At 70.3% G+C, this 23,803-nt stretch carries 15 protein-coding genes; 10 read left to right on the top strand and 5 right to left on the bottom strand.

The features are described from left to right. Positions 1-24: 24 nt before the first annotated feature. The 4 genes from ABZT17_RS30795 to eccD all read right to left on the bottom strand — a co-directional run bounded on the left by ABZT17_RS30795 (position 25) and on the right by eccD (position 5,901). Positions 25-1,404, bottom strand: coding sequence for a pitrilysin family protein (locus ABZT17_RS30795; RefSeq protein WP_356353543.1), 1,380 nt, complete (start codon positions 1,402-1,404; stop codon positions 25-27). Further along, positions 1,401-3,626: a polyribonucleotide nucleotidyltransferase gene (locus tag ABZT17_RS30790; RefSeq protein ID WP_356353541.1), complete on the bottom strand. Its 2,226-nt coding sequence runs from the start codon at positions 3,624-3,626 to the stop codon at positions 1,401-1,403. Before ABZT17_RS30790 ends, ABZT17_RS30795 begins: the two co-directional genes overlap by 4 nt. Positions 3,627-3,927: 301 nt before the next feature. Continuing rightward, complete coding sequence (gene rpsO, locus ABZT17_RS30785) at positions 3,928-4,215, bottom strand: 30S ribosomal protein S15 (RefSeq protein ID WP_037741887.1); 288 nt, start codon at positions 4,213-4,215, stop codon at positions 3,928-3,930. Between the two features lie 228 nt (positions 4,216-4,443). After that, the gene (gene eccD, locus ABZT17_RS30780; protein ID WP_356353538.1) at positions 4,444-5,901 is read right to left on the bottom strand and encodes a type VII secretion integral membrane protein EccD; all 1,458 of its coding nucleotides are present in this window, start codon (positions 5,899-5,901) and stop codon (positions 4,444-4,446) included. Positions 5,902-6,180: 279 nt separating this feature from the next. On the opposite strand from eccD, the gene eccCa reads away from it, so the two are divergent. From eccCa to ABZT17_RS30750, 6 genes are all read left to right on the top strand, one after another. Beyond that, positions 6,181-10,122 (top strand): type VII secretion protein EccCa, encoded by a 3,942-nt coding sequence (eccCa, locus tag ABZT17_RS30775; protein ID WP_356353536.1) that lies wholly within the window; start codon positions 6,181-6,183, stop codon positions 10,120-10,122. Between the two features lie 162 nt (positions 10,123-10,284). Further along, positions 10,285-10,671 carry a hypothetical protein gene (locus tag ABZT17_RS30770; protein WP_356353534.1) on the top strand — a complete coding sequence of 129 codons (387 nt, stop codon included), beginning with the start codon at positions 10,285-10,287 and terminating at the stop codon, positions 10,669-10,671. A gap of 78 nt (positions 10,672-10,749) precedes the next feature. Then, the gene (locus tag ABZT17_RS30765; protein WP_356353532.1) at positions 10,750-11,043 is read left to right on the top strand and encodes a DUF397 domain-containing protein; all 294 of its coding nucleotides are present in this window, start codon (positions 10,750-10,752) and stop codon (positions 11,041-11,043) included. A gap of 67 nt (positions 11,044-11,110) precedes the next feature. After that, complete coding sequence (locus ABZT17_RS30760; RefSeq protein WP_356353530.1) at positions 11,111-13,132, top strand: ATP-binding protein; 2,022 nt, start codon at positions 11,111-11,113, stop codon at positions 13,130-13,132. A 61-nt stretch (positions 13,133-13,193) separates the two neighbouring features. Continuing rightward, a complete protein-coding gene (locus ABZT17_RS30755; RefSeq protein ID WP_356353528.1) occupies positions 13,194-14,258 on the top strand; it encodes an SUKH-4 family immunity protein in 1,065 nt (354 codons plus the stop codon). A gap of 99 nt (positions 14,259-14,357) precedes the next feature. Further along, a complete protein-coding gene (locus ABZT17_RS30750; protein ID WP_356353526.1) occupies positions 14,358-14,660 on the top strand; it encodes a hypothetical protein in 303 nt (100 codons plus the stop codon). A gap of 34 nt (positions 14,661-14,694) precedes the next feature. On the opposite strand, the gene ABZT17_RS30745 is transcribed toward ABZT17_RS30750, so the two are convergent. Then, the gene (locus tag ABZT17_RS30745; RefSeq protein ID WP_356353524.1) at positions 14,695-15,192 is read right to left on the bottom strand and encodes a hypothetical protein; all 498 of its coding nucleotides are present in this window, start codon (positions 15,190-15,192) and stop codon (positions 14,695-14,697) included. Positions 15,193-15,274: 82 nt separating this feature from the next. On the opposite strand from ABZT17_RS30745, the gene ABZT17_RS30740 reads away from it, so the two are divergent. From ABZT17_RS30740 to ABZT17_RS30725, 4 genes are all read left to right on the top strand, one after another. Beyond that, positions 15,275-15,913: a hypothetical protein gene (locus ABZT17_RS30740; protein WP_356353522.1), complete on the top strand. Its 639-nt coding sequence runs from the start codon at positions 15,275-15,277 to the stop codon at positions 15,911-15,913. Positions 15,914-16,111: 198 nt separating this feature from the next. Beyond that, the gene (locus ABZT17_RS30735; protein ID WP_356353520.1) at positions 16,112-20,701 is read left to right on the top strand and encodes a toxin glutamine deamidase domain-containing protein; all 4,590 of its coding nucleotides are present in this window, start codon (positions 16,112-16,114) and stop codon (positions 20,699-20,701) included. Between the two features lie 28 nt (positions 20,702-20,729). Then, positions 20,730-22,925 (top strand): SUKH-4 family immunity protein, encoded by a 2,196-nt coding sequence (locus tag ABZT17_RS30730; protein ID WP_356353518.1) that lies wholly within the window; start codon positions 20,730-20,732, stop codon positions 22,923-22,925. A 387-nt stretch (positions 22,926-23,312) separates the two neighbouring features. Further along, positions 23,313-23,780 (top strand): hypothetical protein, encoded by a 468-nt coding sequence (locus tag ABZT17_RS30725; protein WP_356353516.1) that lies wholly within the window; start codon positions 23,313-23,315, stop codon positions 23,778-23,780. Positions 23,781-23,803: the final 23 nt, after the last annotated feature.

Raw genomic sequence — 23,803 nt, 5'->3', positions numbered from 1 at the left:
TTCTTGCTTCCTTAAGGGGAGGGCTTACGCGACCGTTTCCTGCAGCCGGGACGCCTGCTTGTCCTTCAGCGGGCCGATGACCGACAGCGAGGGCCGCTGTCCCAGGATGTCGCGGGCGATCGCGCGGACGTCGTCCGGGGTGACCGAAGCTATCCGGGCCAGCATGTCGTCGACGGACATCTGCTCGCCCCAGCACAGCTCGCTCTTGCCGATACGGTTCATCAGCGCGCCCGTGTCCTCCAGGCCCAGGACCGTCGAGCCGCGGAGCTGTCCGACGGCCCGGACGATCTCGTCGTCGGACAGGCCGTGCTCGGCGACGTGGTCGAGTTCGTCCCGGCAGATCTTCAGGACGTCATGGACCTGGGAGGGGCGGCAGCCGGCGTAGATGCCGAAGAGGCCGCAGTCGGCGAAGCCGGAGGTGTACGAGTACACGCTGTAGGCCAGACCGCGCTTCTCGCGGACCTCCTGGAACAGGCGGGAGGACATCCCGCCGCCGAGGGCCGTGTTGAGCACGCCGAGCGCCCAGCGGCGGTCGTCCGTGCGGGCCAGGCCCGGCATGCCCAGGACGACGTGCGCCTGCTCGGTCTTGCGGCCGAGGAGTTCGACGCGGCCCGCGGTACGGATCGTACGGCGGCCGTCGCGCGGGGCGATGGGGGCGGCCTCGGCGTTCTTGAAGGCGCCGGCCTTCTCGAAGGCGGTCCTGACCTGTCGTACGACCTTGTTGTGGTCGATGTTGCCGGCGGCCGCCACGACCAGGTGGGTGGGGTCGTAGTGCTTCTTGTAGAAGCGGCGGATGCGGTCGGCGGTGAGGGCGTTGACCGTGTCGACCGTGCCGAGGACCGGGCGGCCGAGGGGGTTGTCGCCGAACATGGTGTGCGCGAACAGGTCGTGCACACAGTCGCCCGGGTCGTCCTCGGTCATGGCGATCTCTTCGAGGATGGCGCCGCGCTCGACGTTGACGTCCTCTTCGAGGATCAGCGAGCCGGTGAGCATGTCGCAGACGACGTCCATGGCGAGCGGCAGGTCGCTGTCGAGCACGCGCGCGTAGTAGCACGTGTACTCCTTCGCCGTGAACGCGTTCATCTCGCCGCCGACGGCGTCGAGGGCGGAGGAGATGTCCAGGGCCGACCTGCGTCCGGTGCCCTTGAAGAGCAGGTGCTCCAGGTAGTGGGTGGCGCCGTTCAGGGCCGGGGTCTCGTCGCGGGAGCCGACGTGCGCCCAGATGCCGAAGGTCGCGGAGCGGACCGAGGGGAGGGTCTCGGTGACGATGCGCAGGCCGCCCGGGAGGGTGGTCTTGCGGACCGTGCCGATGCCGTTCTCGCCCTTGATCAGGGTTTGGGTACGGGCGACGGCCCGCGCCTCCGTGGAGGTGCGGGCCGTCGCCGTCGAGCTGCTCGACGTCACTTGTCGGTGTCGTCCTTCTTCGCGTCGTCGTCGGAGCCCTCTTCGCCCTCGACCACGGGTACGAGGGAGAGCTTGCCGCGGGAGTCGATCTCGGCGATCTCGACCTGGACCTTGGCGCCCACGCCGAGCACGTCCTCGACGTTCTCCACGCGCTTGCCGCCGGCCAGCTTGCGGATCTGCGAGATGTGCAGCAGACCGTCCTTGCCGGGGAGCAGCGAGACGAACGCACCGAAGGTGGTCGTCTTCACGACCGTGCCCAGGTAGCGCTCGCCGACCTCCGGCATGGTCGGGTTGGCGATCGAGTTGATCGTGGTGCGGGCGGCCTCGGCGGCCGGGCCGTCGGAGGCACCGATGTAGATGGTGCCGTCGTCCTCGATCGTGATCTCGGCGCCGGTGTCCTCCTGGATCTGGTTGATCATCTTGCCCTTGGGGCCGATGACCTCACCGATCTTGTCCACGGGGATCTTGACGGTGATGATCCGCGGGGCGTTCGGGGACATCTCGTCCGGCGTGTCGATCGCTTCCATCATCACGTCGAGGATGTGGAGGCGGGCGTCACGGGCCTGCTTGAGGGCGGCGGCCAGGACGGAGGCCGGGATGCCGTCCAGCTTGGTGTCGAGCTGGAGGGCGGTCACGAACTCCTTGGTGCCGGCGACCTTGAAGTCCATGTCGCCGAAGGCGTCCTCCGCACCGAGGATGTCGGTGAGGGTGACGTAGTGCGTCTCGCCGTCGATGTCCTGGGAGATCAGGCCCATGGCGATACCGGCGACGGGGGCCTTCAGCGGCACACCGGCGTTCAGCAGCGACATGGTGGAGGCGCAGACCGAGCCCATCGACGTCGAGCCGTTGGAGCTCAGCGCCTCGGAGACCTGGCGGATCGCGTAGGGGAACTCCTCGCGCGTCGGCAGGACCGGCACGAGGGCGCGCTCGGCGAGGGCGCCGTGACCGATCTCGCGGCGCTTCGGGGAGCCGACGCGGCCGGTCTCGCCGGTGGAGTACGGCGGGAAGTTGTAGTTGTGCATGTAGCGCTTGCGGGTCACCGGGGAGAGGGTGTCCAGCTGCTGCTCCATGCGGAGCATGTTCAGGGTGGTGACGCCCAGGATCTGGGTCTCGCCACGCTCGAACACCGCCGAGCCGTGCACGCGCGGGATGGCCTCGACCTCGGCGGCCAGGGTGCGGATGTCGGTGACACCGCGGCCGTCGATGCGCTTCTTCTCCTTGATGACGCGCTCACGGACCAGGGACTTGGTCAGCGAGCGGTACGCGGCGGAGATCTCCTTCTCGCGGCCCTCGAACTCCGGGAGCAGCTTCTCGGCGGCCAGACCCTTGACGCGGTCGAGCTCGGCCTCGCGCTCCTGCTTGCCCGCGATCGTCAGCGCGGAGGCGAGTTCCGGCTTGACGGCGGCGGTCAGCGCCTCGAGGACGTCGTCCTGGTAGTCGAGGAAGATCGGGAACTCGCCGGTGGGCTTGGCGGCCTTCGACGCGAGGTCGGCCTGGGCCTTGCAGAGCACCTTGATGAAGGGCTTCGCGGCTTCCAGACCGGCGGCGACGACCTCCTCGGTCGGCGCCTCGGCGCCGCCCTTGACCAGCTGGATGGTCTTGTCGGTGGCCTCGGCCTCGACCATCATGATCGCGACGTCGCCGTCCTCCAGGGTGCGGCCCGCGACGACCATGTCGAAGACGGCGTCCTCGAGCTCGGAGTGCGTCGGGAAGGCCACCCACTGGTTGTTGATCAGCGCGACGCGGACGCCGCCGATCGGGCCCGAGAAGGGCAGTCCGGCCAGCTGCGTGGACGCGGAGGCGGCGTTGATCGCCACGACGTCGTACAGGTGGTCGGGGTTGAGGGCCATGATCGTGGCGACGACCTGGATCTCGTTGCGCAGGCCCTTCTTGAAGGAGGGGCGCAGCGGGCGGTCGATGAGGCGGCAGGTGAGGATCGCGTCCTCGGAGGGGCGGCCCTCACGGCGGAAGAAGCTGCCGGGGATCTTGCCGGCGGCGTACATCCGCTCCTCGACGTCCACCGTCAGGGGGAAGAAGTCGAGCTGGTCCTTGGGGTTCTTGGAGGCGGTGGTGGCCGACAGCACCATGGTGTCGTCGTCCAGGTACGCCACGGCGGAGCCGGCGGCCTGCTTGGCGAGGCGGCCCGTCTCGAACCGGATGGTGCGGGTGCCGAAGGAGCCGTTGTCGATGACGGCCTCGGCGTAGTGGGTCTCGTTCTCCACTAGCGTTTTCTCCGTTACTTTCGTCTGCTTTTCGTCTTTTGTCCCGATCCGCCCGTGTGGCGGTGGGACCGTACGCGGAGAAGCGCTCCGTCTGGTGCGGGCCGGTCTTCGATCGAAGCACCCGGGTTCACATCGCCCGGGGGCCACTACCGAGGACCGGCGGCGGCGAGGTGCACTTCTCCTCGTGGTACTGCGTTGTGCTACCACACTACAAAGCGGGTGTGACACTCCGCACGTTTCCGTACGTACGGCAAAGGGAGCGATCCCCGATCGTTTCGGGAACCGCTCCCTTCGTCATGTCTTACTTGGCGCCCGCGGCACCGCGGCGGATGCCGAGGCGGTCGACCAGCGCACGGAAGCGCTGGATGTCCTTCTTGGCGAGGTACTGCAGCAGGCGGCGGCGCTGACCGACCAGGATCAGCAGACCACGACGGGAGTGGTGGTCGTGCTTGTGGGTCTTGAGGTGCTCGGTCAGGTCCGAGATGCGGCGCGAGAGCATGGCGACCTGGACCTCGGGGGAGCCGGTGTCGCCCTCCTTCTGGCCGAACTCGCTGATGATCTGCTTCTTCGTAGCGGCGTCGAGCGACACTCGTACTCCTCGTGATCTGCGGTTGCCGCCGAGTGCCCCTGGTCTGCTACTCAGGGGAGCTTCCGTGACTCGGGAGGCGGGGATCCGCTGGGCGCTTCCCCCAGATGGACCCGGGGGCGCGTACACAAACGGCCGTCACACAGCGTACCAGGCGATCCCGGTCTCACTTCACGGCCATGATTTCGCCACGGCGGGCGGGCGGGCCGGCGCTGGATTCCGCCGCCGGCGCTAGATTCCGCCGCGCATCCTGCCGTAGACGTCGAGGACGGCCAGGCAGACCGGGACCAGGGAGAGCAGGACCAGCGAGTCCGCGAGGTCCAGCATGCGGCCCCAGAACGGGGACAGGCCCTTCTGGGGCACGATCAGGGCGATCGCGATCAGGAGCAGCACACCGACGCCGACCGAGGCGCCGAGCCAGAGGGTGCGTACGTCGACCGGGCCGTTGTTGCCCTTGAGCAGCTCCATGACGACGTCCATCGGCGGCGAGATCGCGAGGCCGAGGACCAGCAGGGCGAGCGTGACGACGCCGGCCACGAAGAGACAGGCGACCTGGGCGGTGTAGCGGAAGAGCCGGGCCCGCAGCATGGCGGCGAGGCCGGTGCACAGAGCCAGCAGCTGGGCCCAGCTGTTGTCGCTGAAGCCGAGGACCGCGCCGCCCGCGCCGACGACGACCGCGGCGCAGCCGCCGACCAGGCCGAGGAGCAGTTCGTGGCCGCGGCTGGTCTGAGCGACGATCCGCTGGACGTCGACGGCCTCGAGGTCGCCCTCCTGGCCCTCGCGGCGGGCGCGGGCCAGGTCCTCCGGGTTGCGGAAGCCGATGGGCAGCTTGGCGAACCGGGCCGACCAGCCGGGCAGGAAGCCGACGACCGCGAGGGCGACGACCGAGGTGCCGGCGGCGATCTCCCGGGGCGCGGCCTCGGTGAGCACACCGGCGAACACGGCGAGGGTGCCGATCGCGGAGGCCAGCGCGGCGGCCACGAAGGGGGCGTCGCCCTGCGGCAGCAGCATGATCAGTACGACGGAGAAGAGGAGGACGACCACACAGCCGACCAGGAACTGGATCCGGCCCGGCCCCTCGTGCGCGCCCTGCTGGATGACACCGGAGCCCGCGATGAGCGCGTGGGGCAGCGCCGAGATGCCCAGCGCCACGGCCGAGCCCCGGTCGTCGTAGACACGCGCGCGTACGCCGGCGAGGGCGGTCAGGGCGAGGGCGGTGACGCCGGCCAGGATGCCCGGGAGGCCGTACATGTCGTGCCGTACGGGATCGGCGAACCAGAAGACGAAGCCGAGCATGACCAGGAGCAGCGAGCCCGCGACGAGGCCGGCGACGCGCATCAGGTTGTCGTTCCAGCTGCGGGTGTCCTGCTTGACCGCGGCGGCGATCGCGTCGACGACGTCGTCGTGGACGGCCGGGGGCAGCGAGTCGGCGAAGGTGCGCAGCAGCAGCACCTCGCCGTCGCGGACCCGGTGCTCGAGCAACGATCGGCTGGCGTCGAGGACTTGGCCCTCACGGGTCACCAGGTGGTAGCCGGCCAGGCTGTTGTCGGACTGGACCAGGCCGGAGAGCCTGACGATCTCGGGAAAGAGGTCCTGGATCGGCAGATCCTCGGGCAGCGCGACATCGACTCGGCTGTCCGGCGCCGCGATGGTGATTCGGCAGAAACCTGTCGAAGTCCCCGTGCTCACCTGGTGTTCCCCCTGTTGGCAAGGCTGCTTGGCGTGCTGCATTCACGCGTTCGTACGATGCGAAGCGCCACCATATCCGCTGCCGTACCCCGCGAAACCCCTGCCTCCCGCATTCCTCCCAGGACCTGCGCCGCATCTCCATGCGCCTTGGTCCCTGGCGTACCGCGCTCATCAGTAGGATCGTCGCCTACGCGAACGACGCCTACGCGAACAAGAACGTCGCGGTACACGGGGGCGTCGGTGCCAGGACGTATCGATCGCGAAGGATGAGTGCATTCGGTGAGCGTCGTCATCATCAAACGACCACCGCGGATAGTGCCCCCGGTGGTACCGGACGGCGAAGTCAGGCTGGAGACGCCGCCCGAGATCCCCCGCGAGGGTGACGAGAGCATGCTCATGAACCTGCTGCCCATGATGGGCATGCTGGGTTCCGTCGCCTTCTTCTTCACCACCGGTCAGGCCTACATGAAGGTGGTCGGCGGCATCATGCTGGCCTCCACCCTCGCCATGGCCATCGCCCAGTACGCCAAGTCCCGTCAGGGGCCCGGCGCGGGCATGGCGCAGGACCGCCGGGACTACTTCCGCTATCTGGAGCAGGTCCGCAAGGACGTGCACAGGACCGCCGAACTCCAGCGGCGCAGCCAGCTCTTCCAGCACCCCGACCCCGAACAGCTGTGGGCGGTGGCCGCCGACGGCAAGCGGCTGTGGGAACGGCGCCCGACCGACGGGGACTTCGCCTCCGTACGGATCGGCCGCGGTGTCCAGCAGCTCAACACCCCGCTGGTGGCGCCGGACACGGCCCCCAAGGAGGAGCTGGAGCCGCTCACGGCAGCGGCCATGAAGGCCTTCCTGGACGCGCACGGCAGCCTCAACGACCTGCCCGTCTCCGTCTCGCTGCGCGCCTTCTACCACGTGACGGTCTGCGGCGACACCGACACGGTCTACGGCAACGCCCGTGCCACGCTGTGCCAGTTGGCGACGCTGCACTCCCCCGAGGACCTGATGATCGCCGTGGTGGCGCATCCCTCGGCGGCGGCCGACTGGGACTGGATCAAGTGGCTGCCGCACAGCCAGCACCCGAAGGCGAAGGACGGCGCGGGCTCGGCCCGGCTGCTCTTCGACGACCTCGGGGAGCTGGAGGAGGCGCTGGCCGACCAGTTGGACGACCGACCGCGCTGGAACCGGGACGCGAACCCGGTCTACGACCAGCCGCACCTCATCGTGATCCTCGACGGCGGCACGGTGCCGCCGGACTCCGAACTCGCCAGCAGCGAGGGCCTCCAGGGCGTCACCTTCCTGGAGATCGCCCCCGGAGAGCTGGAGGAGGACCTGCGCGCCGGGCTGACCATCTATGTGAAGCCGGAGCGGATGCGGCTGTTCGTCGGCCACGAGTCGGCGTACAGCGGCAAGCCCGATCTGCTCAACCCGGAACAGGCCGAGTCCCTGGCCCGCCAGCTGGCGCCGTTCCGGGTCGGCACCGCGGAGGAGGGCGAACCCCTTCTGTCCAACCTGGACTTCACCGACCTCATGGGCATCGGTGACGCGGGCACCGTCGACGTCTCCCGCACCTGGCGGCCGCGCACCCTGCACGAGCGCCTCCGGGTTCCGATCGGTGTCGGCGAGAACGGCGAGCCGGTCATGCTCGACCTCAAGGAGGCCTCCCAGGAGGGCATGGGCCCGCACGGCCTGTGCGTCGGCGCGACCGGCTCCGGCAAGTCCGAGGTGCTGCGCACCCTGGTGCTGGGCCTGGCGGTGACGCACTCCTCGGAGACGCTGAACTTCATCCTCGCGGACTTCAAGGGCGGCGCGACCTTCGCCGGTATGGCGGACATGCCGCACACCGCGGCGGTCATCACCAACCTGGCCGACGACCTCACCCTCGTCGACCGTATGCGCGACTCGATCATGGGTGAGACGCAGCGCCGCCAGGAGCTGCTGCGCTCGGCGGGCAACTACGCCAACCTGCACGACTACGAGAAGGCCCGGGCCGCGGGCGCCGCCCTCGAACCGATGGCGTCGCTGGTGATCGTGCTCGACGAGTTCTCCGAACTCCTCACCGCCAAGCCCGACTTCATCGACATGTTCATCCAGATCGGCCGGATCGGCCGATCGCTGGGCATCCATCTGCTGCTGGCCTCGCAGCGCCTCGAAGAGGGCAAGCTGCGCGGCCTGGACACCTATCTGTCGTACCGGATCGGTCTGCGGACCTTCTCCGCCGCCGAGTCCCGTACGGCGATCGGTGTCCCGGACGCCTACCACCTGCCGTCGATCCCCGGTTCCGGGTACCTCCGCTACGACACCGACACCATGGTCCGCTTCAAGGCGGCCTATGTGTCGGGCCCGTACCACGGCGAGGGCCCCTCCCGGGTGCACCGTTCGACGCAGCTGCGGCCCGCGCTGTTCACCGCGGAGCGGGTGGCGCTGCCCCCGCAGCCGGTGGTCGAGGAGCCGGAGCCCGACAACCGGGTCGACGACGCGCTCGCGGACACCGTGCTGGACGTCCTGGTCGCCAGGATGGTCAACCAGGGGCCGCCCGCCCACCAGGTGTGGCTGCCGCCGCTCGACGAGGCGCCCTCGCTGGAGCAGCTGCTGCCCCAGCTCGCCGTCACCCAGGACCGCGGCCTGACCGCGCCCGACTACACGGCCCTCGGCCGGCTCAACGTGCCGGTCGGCCTGGTCGACAAGCCGTTCGAGCAGCGGCGTGACGTGCTGTACCGGGACTTCTCCGGCGGCGCCGGTCACGGTCTGTTCGTCGGTGGTCCGCAGTCCGGCAAGTCGACCCTGCTGCGTTCGCTGATCTCGTCGTTCGCGCTCACCCACACCCCGTCCGAAGTGCAGTTCTACTGCCTGGACTTCGGTGGCGGCAGCCTGATCGCGATGGAGGAGCTGGCGCATGTCGGCGGGGTCGCCAACCGTCTCGACGCCGAGAAGGTGCGCCGTACGGTCAGCGAGGTCGAGGGCATCCTCAACGCGCGCGAGGAGTACTTCCGCGCCCACAACGTCGACTCGATCCAGACCTACCGTCAGCGCCGGGCCCAGGGACTGCTGCCCGACCAGCCCTGGGGCGACGTCTTCCTGGTCATCGACGGCTGGGCGACCTTCAAGACGGACTACGAGCTGCTGGAGTCCACCGTCACGGAGATCGCGACGCGCGGTCTCGGCTTCGGTGTGCACGTCGTCCTCACCGCCGCCCGCTACACCGAGGTGCGGCCCGCGCTCAAGGACATGCTGCAGAACCGCATCGAGCTGCGCCTCGGCGACCCGACCGAGTCGGAGATCGACCGCAAGGTGGCGCAGAACGTGCCGGCGGGCATTCCCGGCCGCGGTCTGACCCAGGAGAAGCTGCACTTCATGACCGCGCTGCCCCGGGTCGACGGCTCCTCGTCGACCGAGGACCTGTCCGAGGCGACGCAGATCCTCCTCCGCGGCGTCAACGACAACTGGCAGGGCCAGCACGCCCCTGCGGTACGGCTGCTGCCGACCATGCTGGCGGCCGACCGGCTGCCCAAGGGCTTCGAGCACCCGGACCGCGGTGTCGCCATCGGTATCGACGAGTCCTCGCTCTCGCCGGTCTTCGTCGACTTCGAGACCGACCCGCTGTTCATCGTGTTCGGTGAGAGCGAGTCCGGTAAGTCGGCGATCCTGCGGATGCTCGTCAAGCAGATCACGGAGCGGTACACGCCGGACCGGGCGAAGATCGTCATGGGTGACTACCGGCGCGCCCACCTGGAGGGCGTGCCCGACACGCACCTGTCGCGGTACTGCGCCTCGGCGCCCGCGCTGACCGAAACGCTGGAGGGCCTGGCGGGGTCCATGCACCGCCGTATGCCAGGCCCCGACGTCACACCCGAGCAGCTGCGCAACCGCAGCTGGTACAGCAGCCCGGACGCGTTCGTCATCATCGACGACTACGACCTGGTGGCGACCGGCATGAACCCGCTCTCCCCGCTCCTGGAGTATCTGCCGTTCGCCCGTGACATCGGCCTGCGGATCATCATCGCCCGCTCTTCGGGCGGAGCGAGCCGTTCGCTGTACGAGCCGGTCATGCAGCGCATGCGGGAGCTCGGCGCGCAGGGCATCGTGCTCTCCGGCGACCGGTCGGAGGGCCAGCTGCTCGGCAGCATCACGCCGTCGCAACTGCCGCCGGGCCGCGGGTACTTCCACACGCGGCGCCGGGGCGGGCAGCTCATCCAGACGGGGTGGCTGCCGGCGCGGTTCTGAGCGTCCGGTGGGGATGCTGAGGGGACGGTGCCCGGGAGGGCGCCGTCCCCTCCTGCGTTGTCAGTGGGGGCCGCTATGGTGGCGTTGCAGGAGAGAACCAGAGACCGCCAGAGCGCACCAGGGAAACGACGAGCCACGGGGGCAGTTGTGTCGTCCGACTACATGGACTCCGATCCGAAGGTCCTCAAGACCGAGGGCTTCAACATGTTCACGGTCGGCCAGGACTTCTCGAAGGCCGTGACCGCGCTGCAGAACGGCCTGACCGCACTCGAACAGGGCGACACCCCGCCGTGGGGCGACGACGACATCGGCGAGAAGTTCGGCGTCGCCTACGAGGGTCTGCGCGACGGCATGTACCAGTCGATGGGCAGCCTCGCGGAGCGGCTGGCGGGCATGGGCGTCGCCTTCACCAAGATGGGTGTGGCCCATGAGCAGAACGAGGCCGAGCAGCTCGACGTCTGGCAGAAGACGACAGCCGAGTTCGACGGCCAGGTGAAGCTCCCGCCCGGTGTCTCGCAGACCATGGTCGCCAAGAGCCAGAACACCTGATCCGCGGGCGGACGCTCGGTGCCCGCCAGTAGGGTGAGGCGCGTACTTCGTTCACATGTAAGGAAGAGGCCCCGCAGCATGGCGGAGACGGAAGAGCAGATCAAGGCGCGCAAGGAGCGGGAGCGGGACGAGCTGTACGCGCTCGACATCTCCGGCGTGGAGTGGCAGAGCGCGCCCGGGACCGAGGAGCACGAGGAGCGGGTGGAGATCGCGTATCTCCCCGACGGCGCGGTGGCGATGCGATCGTCACTCGATCACGACACGGTGCTGCGGTACACCGAGGCGGAGTGGCGGGCCTTCGTACTGGGGGCGCGGGACGGGGAGTTCGATCTGGAGCCCACACCTCAGGACGAGGGAGTCTCGGCCGACTGACACGGTCGGAACCTAAGATCATCGGCATGTCAGGAAGGCGTCCGCTTCGGCGGAGGACGGGGACCCCATGACCGGCTCGGGCGAGGAGTACGCGCCGCATCCACATATCGGCGGACGGAGCGCCGCTCTGCGGGCGCTCGCCGGCTGGCGTGCGGGTGGGCCCGAGGCACCTCGTGTCCTCGTGGTCACCGGGGATTCCGGCAGTGGGCGGTCGCGGTTGGTGACCGGTTTCCTGATGTTGTGCGAGCCGGACTTCCGCAAGCGGCTGCCGTTGGAGGAGATGGATCCTTCGACGGTGCCGCCGGAGATGGCCGCGCCCGCGGTGCCGTCGCCCGCCGGGCTGACCGCGGCGCAGACGCTCTGGCTGCTCGCCGACCACTACGGGTCGGGCGCCACCGGCGTGGAGGGCGTGTTCGCCGAGCTGGCCGCGCTCGACGAACCGGTGACCGTGGTCGTGCCCGACGTGGATCGGGCCGGGCCGGTGCGGGCGGCTGAGGAACCCGCCCGGCTGGTGCGGGAGGTGCTCACACCGCTGGCCGGCATCGAGACCGTGCGGCTGCTCGCCGAACTGCCTCGCGCGCTCGCTGCCGAGCTCGCCGGGGCCCTGCCGGCCGGCACTGTGCGGGTGATCGATCTCGACGCGCCGGAGTGGGCCGATCCCGAGGGGCTGGTACGGCAGGCACAGGCGGCGCTGGACCCGGAGTTCGGGGCGCCCGAACTGCCGTTCACCGTCGATCCCGCGGCCCGCGTCGCCCTGGGCGCGGCCGTCGGACGGCGGGCCGGGACCAGTGCGCTGGTCGTCCAACTCGCCGTGAACTGCCTCCTGATGGCCCCCGAGGGCTTCGACCCGGCGGACGAGAGCGTCTTGCCCACCTCCCTCGGCGAGGCGCTCGATCTGCATGCCCGGCGGCTCGGTGCCGACCCGCGGACGCTACGGCTGCTGCTGGCGCCCCTCGCCCTGGCCGAGGCCGAGGGCATACCCGTCCAGCTGTGGCCGCGGCTCGCGAGCGCCGTCGCCGGACAGGATCTGAGCCGGGCCTTCGCGGAAGGGATGCCGCTCGTCGGGCCCTTCGTACAGCCGGAGGAGCAGGAAGGACCGACGGGGGCCGAGGAGGCCGAGGAGGGGGACGGTGGTCGCACGCTGGTGCGGCTCTTCCATCCGGCCCTCGGTGACGAGATCCGCGCCGGGCTGCCGGACGTCCGCGCGGCCCAGACCCGGATCGCGATGGCGCTGCTGGAGGCCGTGCCGGAGCAGGACTGGAGCAAGGCCGACCCGTATGTGCGCGACCGTATCGCGGGCCACACCCTGGAGGCGGGCCTGCTGCCCCAACTCCTCACGGATCCGGGGCTGTTCGTGCACGCTGACCCGGTGTCGCTGCGTACCGCCGTCGAGGCGGTCCCGGCCGGGGAGCTCGGTGCGCCGGCCCGTACGTATCTGCGCACGGCGCCCCTGCTGACCCGGGCCCAGGTGCCCCCGGTACTGCGGGCCGCGCTGCTGGAGTCGGCGTTCATGGAGGACGGGCTGCCCGAGTACGCCGAGGCCATCCATGGACGGCTCGGCCTCGACCTGCCGTGGCGGACCCTGTGGAGTCTGCCGGTGCCGGGGGTGCGCGCCGTGACCGTGGGCAGTGTGTCCCGGGGCGCGGAGCCGGCGATACCGGTCGCCGTTCTCGTGGTCCCCGCGGGGACGCCGGGCGCCCGGCCGGTCGACGAGGCGGAGGACGGGGCCGGTGCGGAGGGTGCCGGCGGTGCCGAGAGTGCGGGTGTGGACGGTGCCGGAGGTGCGGGCGGTGCCGCGATGCTCGTCCATGGGCTCGTACAGGCGGACGACGGGCTCGGTGGCGTAGACCCGAGGCAGATCCTGCAGCCGTCCGAGGACGAGCGGGACCGCGCCCCGCTGGGTCTGAGCCGGGGCGCCGACTACCTGCGGATCTGGGACCGGGCGAGCGGGGAAGTCGTGGCGGCGCTGATCTCGGACGTCCCCTTCACCGCCGCCGACCTGTCCCCCGACGGGATCCTGGTCGTCGCGACCGAGCGCGGGGCGAAGGCCCTCCTCATCCGGCCGGCCGGCGCGGCGATAGCCTCGTAGCGAACACCGTCCCCACCCGTTCTCCCAGAGCAGTGATCTCGCCATCCCGAAGGAGCCCCTCTTGAGCAGCCAGGAGCAGGCGGCGGCACGGGGCACGGCCGCGCCCGAAGGTGCCCGTCCGGTCACCGGCCCCGGCAACACCGCCGTCTTCACCTACGTCGACCCGGCGAACGGCCAGGAGACCACGCTCTTCCGCACCTCCGGCCCGGGCCTGCCTCCGGCCGAGTACCAGGGGTGGGCCGAGCTGCGGCGGCTGAACGTGCCCATGGACGCTGTCCTCGCCGTCCACACCGATCTGCGCCCGAGCCTGCTCCCCGGTGGTTACACCTCCGAGGTCCTCAACTCCTTCCCGAACGCCCAGCTCACCTGCTCGCAGAGCTACGGCCCGCGCCCCGAGGAGCGCGCGGAGGGCGTCGCGGCGCTGGTACGGCAGGTGGAGATGCTGCACCAGGTGGCCGGCCGGCAGCCGCCGCCCCGCCCGCACCGCGTTCCGGTCCCCTCCCAGGTGACACCCGCCGAGCCGCTGCGGGACGTGGTCCTGGGCCGGCACGTCGTCGAGGTCTTCGGCGAGGACGGGGTCCAGCGCTACGACGCCGACGACATCGCGGGCAGTCCGCTGCCCGAGACCACCAAGGCCACGCTGACCTGGGCGGGGCTGCCCGCCGACCTCCCCCTCTTCTTCACCGCGGACCGTCCCGACGCCCCTCCGCGCGGCGGCCTGTTCACCGACGCCGCCACGAACCTGCGTGAGCGGCGGAGTCCGGCCGGCGAGGAGAGGATCGGCGCCCTCGCGCACCTGGCCCGGATCGGCTACGACGGGTTCGCGGTCATCGCGGTCCAGTGCCTGCCCGGCACCACACAGCCGGACGGCCTCGGCGCGCTCTGGGCCGTGGACCCGGTGACGGCACAGTGCCGGTACGTCAGTGTCTCGGCCGCCGCCTTCGCCCGTTCGCTGGCGCTGCTCGCGACGGTACGGCAGCGGATGCGGGGGCTGGACCCGGTGGCCGCGGGCGCCGAAGTGGCGGCCCTCCAGGAGGAGTTGGTGGCGATCGACGCGTCCGCGCTGGCCGACGCCGAGACCTGGTGGGCGCTGATCGTCGAGCAGATGTGGCACGGCCTGTTCTGAGCGCGGCTCGGCACACACCGCACCGAACAGGACTGACGGAACCCCCGGAAACGCCCAGAAACTCCTGGAAACAACCGACAGAAACGAGGAGAGGACCCCGTGACTTCGGCCCACCCCGGTCCGCCGACCACGCCCGAGCAGGCCCTCGCCATCGTCCGCGACCGCTACGCCGAGCCGAAGCTGGCGGACGGCTCGCCCGCCGAGCTCCGCGTCGAGGAGTTCGACATCGGATACCTGGTGTACGCGGTCTTCCCGCCGGTCACGGACGCCGCAGGACGTCCCCAGCCCGCTCCGCCCGGCGGCAGCAAGATCGTGGTCTCCAAGGAGACGGGCGAGACGTCGACCGTGCCGAACTATCCGACCGAGGCGGCCATCGCGCTGTACCGCCGGCAGCGAGGCTGATCGGTACAGGTCGCGGACCTGTCCAAGGCGCCGATCAGTACAGCGAGAAACCGCCGCTGTGGCGGCCCGGGTTCTTCTTGCCGAACCGGGAGGGTTGTTCGTCCGGGGCGGCCCGCCTGGGCTCGGACGGGTCGGCGGGCCGGCTCTCGTCCGTGAGTGGCTCGCCGTGCCTGACCTGGTCGCGTTCCTCCTCGGAGAGGGACTCCCACTGGCCGCGCAGGGACGCCATACCGCCGCCGAGAGCACGGGCGACCGCGGGGTCGTTCAGCGCGTCGCGCAGCGGAAGACGGCCGGAGAGCAACTTCTTCGCCGCGTCCTGGAGGCCCGTGCCGACCCGGTCGTTGTGGGAGAGACCGCGCAGGGCGGAGTTCAGCGAACGTATCTGCTCCGGTTCGAGGGCCTCGTCCAGCACACCGCGCTCCGACGCGGCACCGGACGGATTCGGCGAAGTACCGGACGGAGTCGGCGAAGTACCAGATGCGTTCGGCGAAGTACCGTACGGGTTCGGCGAGTTCTCGGGTCGCCTGGTCATGTCGCTCCGCTCCTCATGGCCGGGTGTCGTCTCTCGGACACCTGAAGTATCTCCCGTCACGCACCGATGTCATGCTGGCCCCATGGGAAAGGGCGAAGGCGGCGACCGCTCCGCCGCGAGTTCCCTCGACAAGGCCCTCGGCCGCCTCGGGCGCTGGGGCGGAGTGCTCTTCCTCCTCGCGGGGCTCGCGCTGAGCGGCTGGGGCGCGTACGAGGGGACGTATCTGGCGGGTTGGGCCGGCGCCCACGGCACGCTGACCGTGCGGCAGTGCGAGGTGGGCCACCCGAACAACGCGGCCCGCAGCAGCCGTAAGAACCGCCGCCCGGTGCGCTGCGAGGGCGCGTTCGTGTCCGACGACGGCAGGAACAGGGACCCGGGCGCCGCCGTACGGGTCAGGCATCGGTACGACGCCGGGGCCGAGTTGGCGGTCCAGCAGACGGACGCGCCCACGTCGGCCTCCTCCGCCGACGGCGCGTACATCCAGGCGGGGCTCGACCGAGCCTGGCGGTACTTCGCCGCGTTCTTCGGGGGATGGGTGCTGACGGGGCTCGGGCTCTTCTGCCTCGCCACCGGGTACGCGCCGTTCGGACAGAGCCGGGTGCCGTACGACGAGGCCTGGGAGGCGGCGGGGCGGGGCGTCACCCGGGCGACGGTCAGCGGGATGATCGGGGTGGGTCTCGCGGGCGCGGTGGTGACCTTCCTGATCAGCTACTTCGTCTGAGGCGGCGAAGACCCGACCGTCAGGTCCTGCACCGTATCCACACAGGACCTGCAACGGATTTGTGACAGCAACCCTCTGAAGTTGCCCACGGGTGGTTCCGTAAGCTTTGCGAACGGCTGTACTCCTGTGTGATTTCCCTTGACCGATGAGGGAGTTGTACGGCCGTGTCGTCCGACGGGGGTGCTTTCTGCTGTGTCCATGATGCTGCCGAACGAGCTCGAATGGGTTCTCGAGATGCTCGGCTACAACTGGCCGACGGCAGACGAGGACAAGCTCAAGGACTGCGCCAAGCTGTGGCGGAAGTTCGGCGACGACGTCACCGAACTGCACACCAAGGCGAACACCAGCGCCCGTCAGGTGGTGGCCCACAACGCCGGTGACTCCATCGACGCGTTCACGAAGACGTACGCGAAGTTCGACAGCGGCGGTGACGGTTACCTCGCCAACGCGGCCCAGGCCGCGTACATCATCGCGACCGTGCTGGAGGCGTGCGCCTATCTCGTCGAGTTCGCGAAGTGGGCGGTCATCGCCCAGCTCATCGCCCTGGCCATCGAGATCGCTGCGGCCCAGGCGGCCGCGCCGTTCACCTTCGGCCTCTCCGAGGTCGGCGCGCTCGGCGCCACGCAGGCCGCCCGGCTGATCGTGCGCCGGCTCCTCAAAGAGCTCAAGGACGCGCTGCTCGAAGCGATCGTCGAGGCGATGAAGGAACCCGCGATATCGATGATCGAGGCGATCATCACCGACCTGATCCGTCAGACGGTGAACGTCGGCTTCGGCGCCCAGGAGGGCTACGACCTCGCCACGACGGCCAAGCAGGGCGCCAACGCCGGCTGGGACGCCATCAAGCAGACCCCGCAGACGCTCGCCGAGGGCGTGCGGGACAGTCTGGGCGAGAAGGCGGGGCACAAGGCCCACCACGCGATCGACAGCCGGATCGACGGGCACGGGTCGTCGGGGAGCGAAGGGGGCGATGGGGACGCCGGGGGCGACGGGGACGGAGGCTCCAACTCCGCGGACGGATCGGGTAGTTCGGAGAGCTCGGGCGGCGGCGACGGGAACTCGGACTCCTCCACGTCCGGCTCCGGCTCCGACTCCGGCTCCGACTCGGGGACAAGGTCCGACTCCGACGGCTCCGGCTCCTCCACGTCGACGCATTCGAGCAACGACGTGGGCTCGAACATAGGCGGCGGGATCTCCGCCGACACCGGCGGCAACAACATCGGCGGCCCGGATGTCGGGGACGGTCCGGGCTCGGGATCGGACTCCGGGGCCGGATCCCACTCGGTGGCCGACTCGGCAGCCGTGGGGCCGACCCTCTCCCACTCGGGCCCGACCCTGTCCGACTTCGACGACCCCTCGCCGAGTGGGGCGTCCGCCGACGACTCGGGCTCCGCGGGTTCGTCCGACGGCCCGAGTTCCACCGGCCCCTCCCACTCCGGAGGCGGCTCCTCGGTGTCCGGTCTGTCGTCGCCGACGGTGCACACCGTGTCAACGCCCGTGTCGTCCGGGGGTACTTCGTCCTCCTCGACGGGCGGCCACGGGTCGATCGGTACGTCGATCGACAGCCTGGCGGCGAGCGCGCCCACGCACACCAACGCGGCGCCCACGCACACACCCACGGCTTCGGCGAGCGATCCGTCGTCGGGGGGCGGGGGCGGCGGCCGACCGGACGGCGGATCGGGAGCCATGCCCACGGCACCCGTGGCGTCCGCTGTGGGTGGCGGGGCGGGCGGTTCGCATCTGGGCGTCGGTACGTCGTCCGGGAGCGGCGGCTCGTCCGCCACGAGCCCGAGCAGCCCTACGGCCAACTCCGGCACGGCAAGGGCGACTTCGACCGCCACCACGGGCACGGCCACACCTTCGGAGTCGCGCCCGGCGTCCACACCGAGTCCTACGCCGTCGACGGCGCCTCGGAGCACTCCGGCGTCGACACCGACATCTACACCGACTGCGTCAACCTCGGCTTCGGCTCGTGTGTCCGGTACGGCGAGCGCCGGGGACGGGCGGGTGTCCGGGACCGCCGACGGCCGTACTCCGGGCACACCGGACGGGCGAATTCCTGGTCAGCGGACGCCCGGAAGCGCGACGCCGGGTGACGGGACGAGGCCCCGTGAGACCCCGGGCACCAGGCCAGGCGACGGCACCCCGCCCCGCAGCACCACCGACCCGACCGGCAGCACTCGTACCCGGACTCCAGGCCAGAACACGAGCACGGGCACGGGCACGGGCACGGGGACAAGGGCAGGCACGAGCACCTCCTCCACGACAACGCCCTCCACCTCGACTGGCACGAACTCCGGCACCGCCGCCAGCTCCGGCACCGACCGCACCTCCGCGGCGAGCAACGGCACCTCGAACTCCTCGGGGTCGAGCGGTCGTACCCCCAACTCCTCGACGCCCAACACCTCGACCCCTAACGCCTCGACCCCTACCTCCTCGACCCCTACCTCCTCGACGCCCAACTCCTCGACCGCCAACCAGCCCGGCCCCTCTCCCCAGAACACCCCCGGCGCCGGAACGACTCCCCCCGCCAGGTCCCCCCAGCAGCCCGCGGGGAGTTCACCGGCCGCCCCGAACACCCCGCAGCAGCCGGCCGGGGGCACGGCCAACGCGCCGCAGGGCACACCGTCGTCCAACAATCCGCAGCAGCAACAGCACCAGCAGCAGCACGTGACGCCGGTCCCGGTCCACACCGTCATCCGGACGCCGGCCTCGTCCGCGACGCCGTCGCACGCGGCCGGCTCGGCCTCCCCGCACGCCCCGGGTTCGCCGCAGGCCATGCCCGGTAGTTCGGGCCAGCCGCACCATCCGCAGCAGGACAGCCTGGAGGACATCCGTTCCGATCTGGACCACTACCCCGGCGGGCTGACCGACCCCGACCCCACCGATCAGCAGGCGTTGGACAACGCCGTCCCGCGCAACGAGGACGGCACTCCGCAGCGTCACCCCGACCCGTTCGAGGGGAACTGGTCGCAACTCCAGAACGACGGCGGCGTCAACGTCCCGGGGCGCAGCAACAACTGCGCTGACTGCTCGCGCTCGTTCCTGGAGACCTGGTACGGCAACCCGCAGGTGTCGGCGCCACGCACCCTCGACACGGACGCGAACGGCAAACCCGACCTCTGGTCACCCGAGGACAACGCCAACGACAACCAGATCCGCTGGACCGGTGCCGCCCACACCTATGCGGGCCCCGGCGGCGACCCCAACACCGCCGCCAACATCGCGAACACGCTCCAGCAGGCCGGTCCCGGCTCGGCGGCGATCGTCCAGGTCGACTGGCCGGGCGGAGGCGGGCACGCCTTCAACGTCGTCAACCACAACGGCAACATCGTCTGGGTCGACACCCAGAGCGGCCAGGTCAGCAGTCAGCCGCTGCACATCGACCAGGCGGCGCACGTATGGCACATACCGCTGGACGCCGACCGCAATCCGATCGACACCAGCCAGCCGCCCGCCCAAGGCTCGGCAGCCTCGGCACAGGGGACGAACACAGGTCCGAACACGGACACGGCGCCGCCGAACACGGACACAGCTCCGAACACCGACACCACGCCCCCCTCAGCCACCGGCCCCGACGCCACCCCCTCGACTCCCCCCGGGTCCCCCGACGATGCGACCGCGTCGCGCCAGACGTCCCCACCGGACCAGCACTCGGAGTCCGCTCCCGCGGAACCGGCGGGCACACCGCACCACGCGCACGACGCCGCGCAGGGTGAAGACCCTCATCCCAAGAACGACCCGGCTCGCGTGGACCACCCGCGGCTCACCGAGCCCGAGACGATTCACTCGACGCACTACGGCATGAGCCCCATGCCGGACCAGCAGAACCTGCGGCAGACGAACGACGTCCGGCAACTGGACCTGGACCCGGTTCACCAGCATCTCAACAACTGGCTGGATCCCATCCCGAACGAGGACGGCAACGGCACCCGGGTGCCCCTCGTCGACGCCCTGCGCCAGTGCAGCCCCCCGCGCCCCGACGATCCCGACCACACGCCGACCGTTCTGCGGCACGACGACCTCGCCCGGGTCCTTCCGGGCTTCGCCGACATGCACCCGGGGGAACGCGGCGCGGTGGTCGCGTCCCTCGCCCGACTGAGCCTCAACTTCCACGCCTCGCACGGAGTGGGCGCGAGTCCCGAACCCACACCGGGTTATCCCGACCACGGCAGGAAAGCCCACGAGAGCGCGGGCTGGAACAGCGCGCACCGGCGAACCGATCCCAAGGAGTCGCCGGACCATGACGCCCTGGAAAAGGCCATTCGAGACGCCTTCGGCAGGGCGGGCTTCAGCGGAGCGCTGCGAGACGCCGGGGAACACCATCCCGACTTCACCGGACGCAATTACGCCACGGTCGAAGTATACGATCCGCACAGCAGGCAGATCAGTTATGTGGTCGACAGCTCCTACCCGAATCCCGGCGGCGGAGAGTCGGGAAAGCATTCGGAAAAGAACATCCTCGACTATCTGAGACAGCTGAACGACAACCGCCCGGACGGCAACAAGTACGAACCCCTGAGCATGTACTCGGACCGTGAGCCGTGCGGCCACGGCCAGGGGTATGCGAACTGTGCGAGACTCCTGTCCGAGGAAGTCCCCGGCGTCGATATCCACTACGGCACGGGATACCGCAAGAACGCCGAAATAGCCGACCCCGCGGAGAGCCCGGCGGGCGGTTACAAGAAACGCTTCGACAAGGATTTCGCCAAGAATATCGTCGCGCTCGGCAGGGTCTGGGTCCGCGCGATGGCGGAAGGCGGCCTGCGGGACAATGGACCGGAGTGACACCGGCAAGGAAGAGGCGCTCTTTCCCATGGCACAGACACCTCACGACAGCCCGCAGGAGGCCAGGGCCCGACTGCACGAGTGGTTGAAGGATCCCTCGCCCAAGTACGGCTTCCTCTTCGTGGACGGTCCCGCCGGCTCCGGGAAGACCACGCTTCTGCGGGATTTCGCCGACGCCACACCCGAGGCCGTACTGGTCGATGCGGCGGGATGCTCCACCGAGGCCGTACTGGACGGTGTGATGCGGTCCCTCGGCGTCTCCTACGGTGATTACCGAGGTGCCCAGTTCCTCGTGGACGAGCTGGAGGAACAGGCCCCGAGCCATTCGGTGGTGGTCGTGACCAACACCCAGTGGGCCGGTCGGACCCGTTCGACCACCGAGCCACGCCACACCGCGGAGCAACTGGCCGGCAACCTCGCTCTCGGCTTCAAGGACACCGGTGTCAGGTTCGTCGTCGAGATCGACAGCGCCGTCGAGGACCTGGGCCCGAGCAACCGGGATCCTCTTGTGCTCGCTCCCCGGGAGGACTTCGTCCGGCCGGAACCCGATTCGTCACCGCCGCGGTCCCGTACCGCGGTGCTCGCCCTCGCCCTGGCCGAGCCGCGCCGAGTGCGATTCGAGGAGTGGCAGGCGCTGTGCTCCGTGCTCGGCACCGAGTTCGACGAAGCCGAACTGCGCACGATCGCCGACGAGTCGCCGTTGGTGTCGGTCACGGAGGCAGACCCGCTGCCCGTGCACCTGACGTACGAAGCCGACGCCCCCCGGCTGCGCGGCAGTTGCTCCGCGGAGGAACTCGCGGCTTTCCGGGACGCCCTGGTGGACATGCTGTTCGCCTGCGCGGACAGCGGTCGTCTCACCGACTACGTAGGCCGGGCCCTGCCCGCTCACGCGGCCACCGCGGGCCGCTTCGAAGAGCTTCTCTCCGCGCCCGGCAGGCTCGCGAAGTGCCGCCAGGGCGCTCTGCTGGAGGCCTTGCCCGTCGCTTTCCCCGACGGTGTCCCGGCGGGGACGTACGCGGCGGACCTGCACTACCTTGACGCCCTCGGCCTCGCGCCCTCCTCGCACGCCGAGTGGCTGTCGATCCTGCATCTCCTGGCCCTCAGCCAAGGCGACACGGCACGGGCGGATGCGTTGGTGGAGTCCGCCGGCCCACTGCCCTGGCGGACCGTCTGGACGAACTGGCGCGCGCCGGGCCGCCTCGACCGTGCCGGTCCCCGCATTCCCGCCGTGAAGCGCCTGGAGACCAGTGCCTCCGCCTTCACCGTCACCAGCGCCTTCGCGGGGGGCGACAGCCTGGTCTGGGACGCGGCCACCGGGCGCCCCCTCCCCCCTGAGGAGCCGGAGGAGCCGGCCGGGGCGGCACCCGAGCCCGTCTGGCTGGCCGACGAACCCTCGTGGAACCTCCTCAGGCTCCACCCCGCCAACGCTCCCCAGGTGCTCCGCCCGGTGCAGGCACCCAGCCTCTGGGACGCGGCCTGCATCGGCCCCCTGGTGGTGATGGCCGGAGACCGCGGTCTCTACGCCATCGAGCCCGACCCCGACCACAGCCACAGCCACAGCCACAGCCACAGCCACAGCGACGGCGACGGCGATTCCGCACGTCCCATGCCCGCGATCGGCCCCCGTGGAAAGATCACACCGCGCCCCTACGACGAAGCGTCCTGCCGTCCGACCCGCGCCCGCGTGCTCGGCATCTTCGATGAACGCACGGCCCCGACCCTCACCGAGGACCAGCTGCCGGCGGGCCTCACCCATGCACCGACCCGACGCTTCCTCACCGAGGTCGGCTTCCCCGCCGTATCGGACTTCTACGGCCTCGACACCCACCAACTCCTCGACGCCGGGCTCGTGGAGCACACCTGGGAAGGCAGCAGGGAATTCGAAACGCCGGTGGGAGACGGCCCGTTCTACGGACTCGGCACCTGGATCGGCGGCGTCCTCCTCCTCGACGGCCCCACCGGCCGCGTTCTGCGTCAGTCCAGGCCCGGCGCGGTCGACGACCGCCAGCCCGGCGATCCGCTCGCCGGCTCCTCCCTCAGCTCGTTCGTCGCCATGGTCTGTCTGCAGCGGGAGTACATGCTCGCCTACACGACCTCCGGCGGTCTCGACGGCGAGGATCTACTGGCCGAACTGACCGTCTGGCTCTCCGGGTTGGACCCGGCGGCAGCGGCCACGAGGAACTGGGGACACGTCACCGACTCCGACAACTTCCCTTACCTATAGGGATGCTTCTCTCGCAGGCGCATCCTTCACTCCGCCCGCTCCAGCTCCACCGGCACCCTCCTGATCTCCCTGATAATTTGCTGCTCCTGCCACGCAAATCCATTGAATCCACGGGGAATCATGAGCCAGCCACCCTTCCAGCCACCGCCGCCCCCCGGCCCGCCGCAGCCCGTGCCGGGGTTCGGGCCACCGCCCGTTCCTCAGCAGCCTCCGTTGTACGGCGGCCCCGCGCCGGTTCCTCAGCAGCCTCCGTTGTACGGCGGCCCCGCGCCCGTTCCCGGTCAACCTCCGGTGTACGGCGGGCCGATGCCCTTCCCGGGGCAGGCGCCGTACCCGGCGCAGCCAGGGCCGCCGTACGGGCAGCGGCCGGTGACGAGTGGGAATCCCGTGGGTGCGGTCTTCCTCGGGTTCGTCGTTTCCTTCGTCGTCTCGTCGCTCTACACCGGTGTCGTCCTGGCCACTTACAAGGACCAGTCGAACACCACCGCCCATGTCCTCTACTTCGCGCACGCGCTGCTCAACGGAGCCCTGGTCGGCGCCCTGGTCGGCAAGATGGCTCCCACGAGCGGCGGTGCCCGGATCGGCGGAGCCGTCATCGCAACGCTCGGCACCTTCTTCGGCTACGCCAACGCCGTCCCGTTCGTCATCCTGAAGGAGCAGTCGGAGTTCGTCCTCCGGGACATGCTGGAATCCCACCCCTTCTACCCGGCGAAGGCCTGGTGGCAGAACGGAGCGGACGGCGGAGTCGCCTGGCCGAACCTCCTCGGTCTCCTGGTCGCCGTCGCCGCCGCCTGGGGGATCGCCCACCTCGTCGGCACCAAGCGCGGGCAGGCACACACCGGTCCGCAACTTTGAGAGCGGGCCGGGCCCGGGGCGGC

The organism is Streptomyces sp. NPDC005648, assembly GCF_040605395.1.
GTDB lineage: Bacteria > Actinomycetota > Actinomycetes > Streptomycetales > Streptomycetaceae > Streptomyces.
Note: the sequence above shows the minus strand (reverse complement) of the source record. Positions and strands in the feature narration are given on the sequence as shown.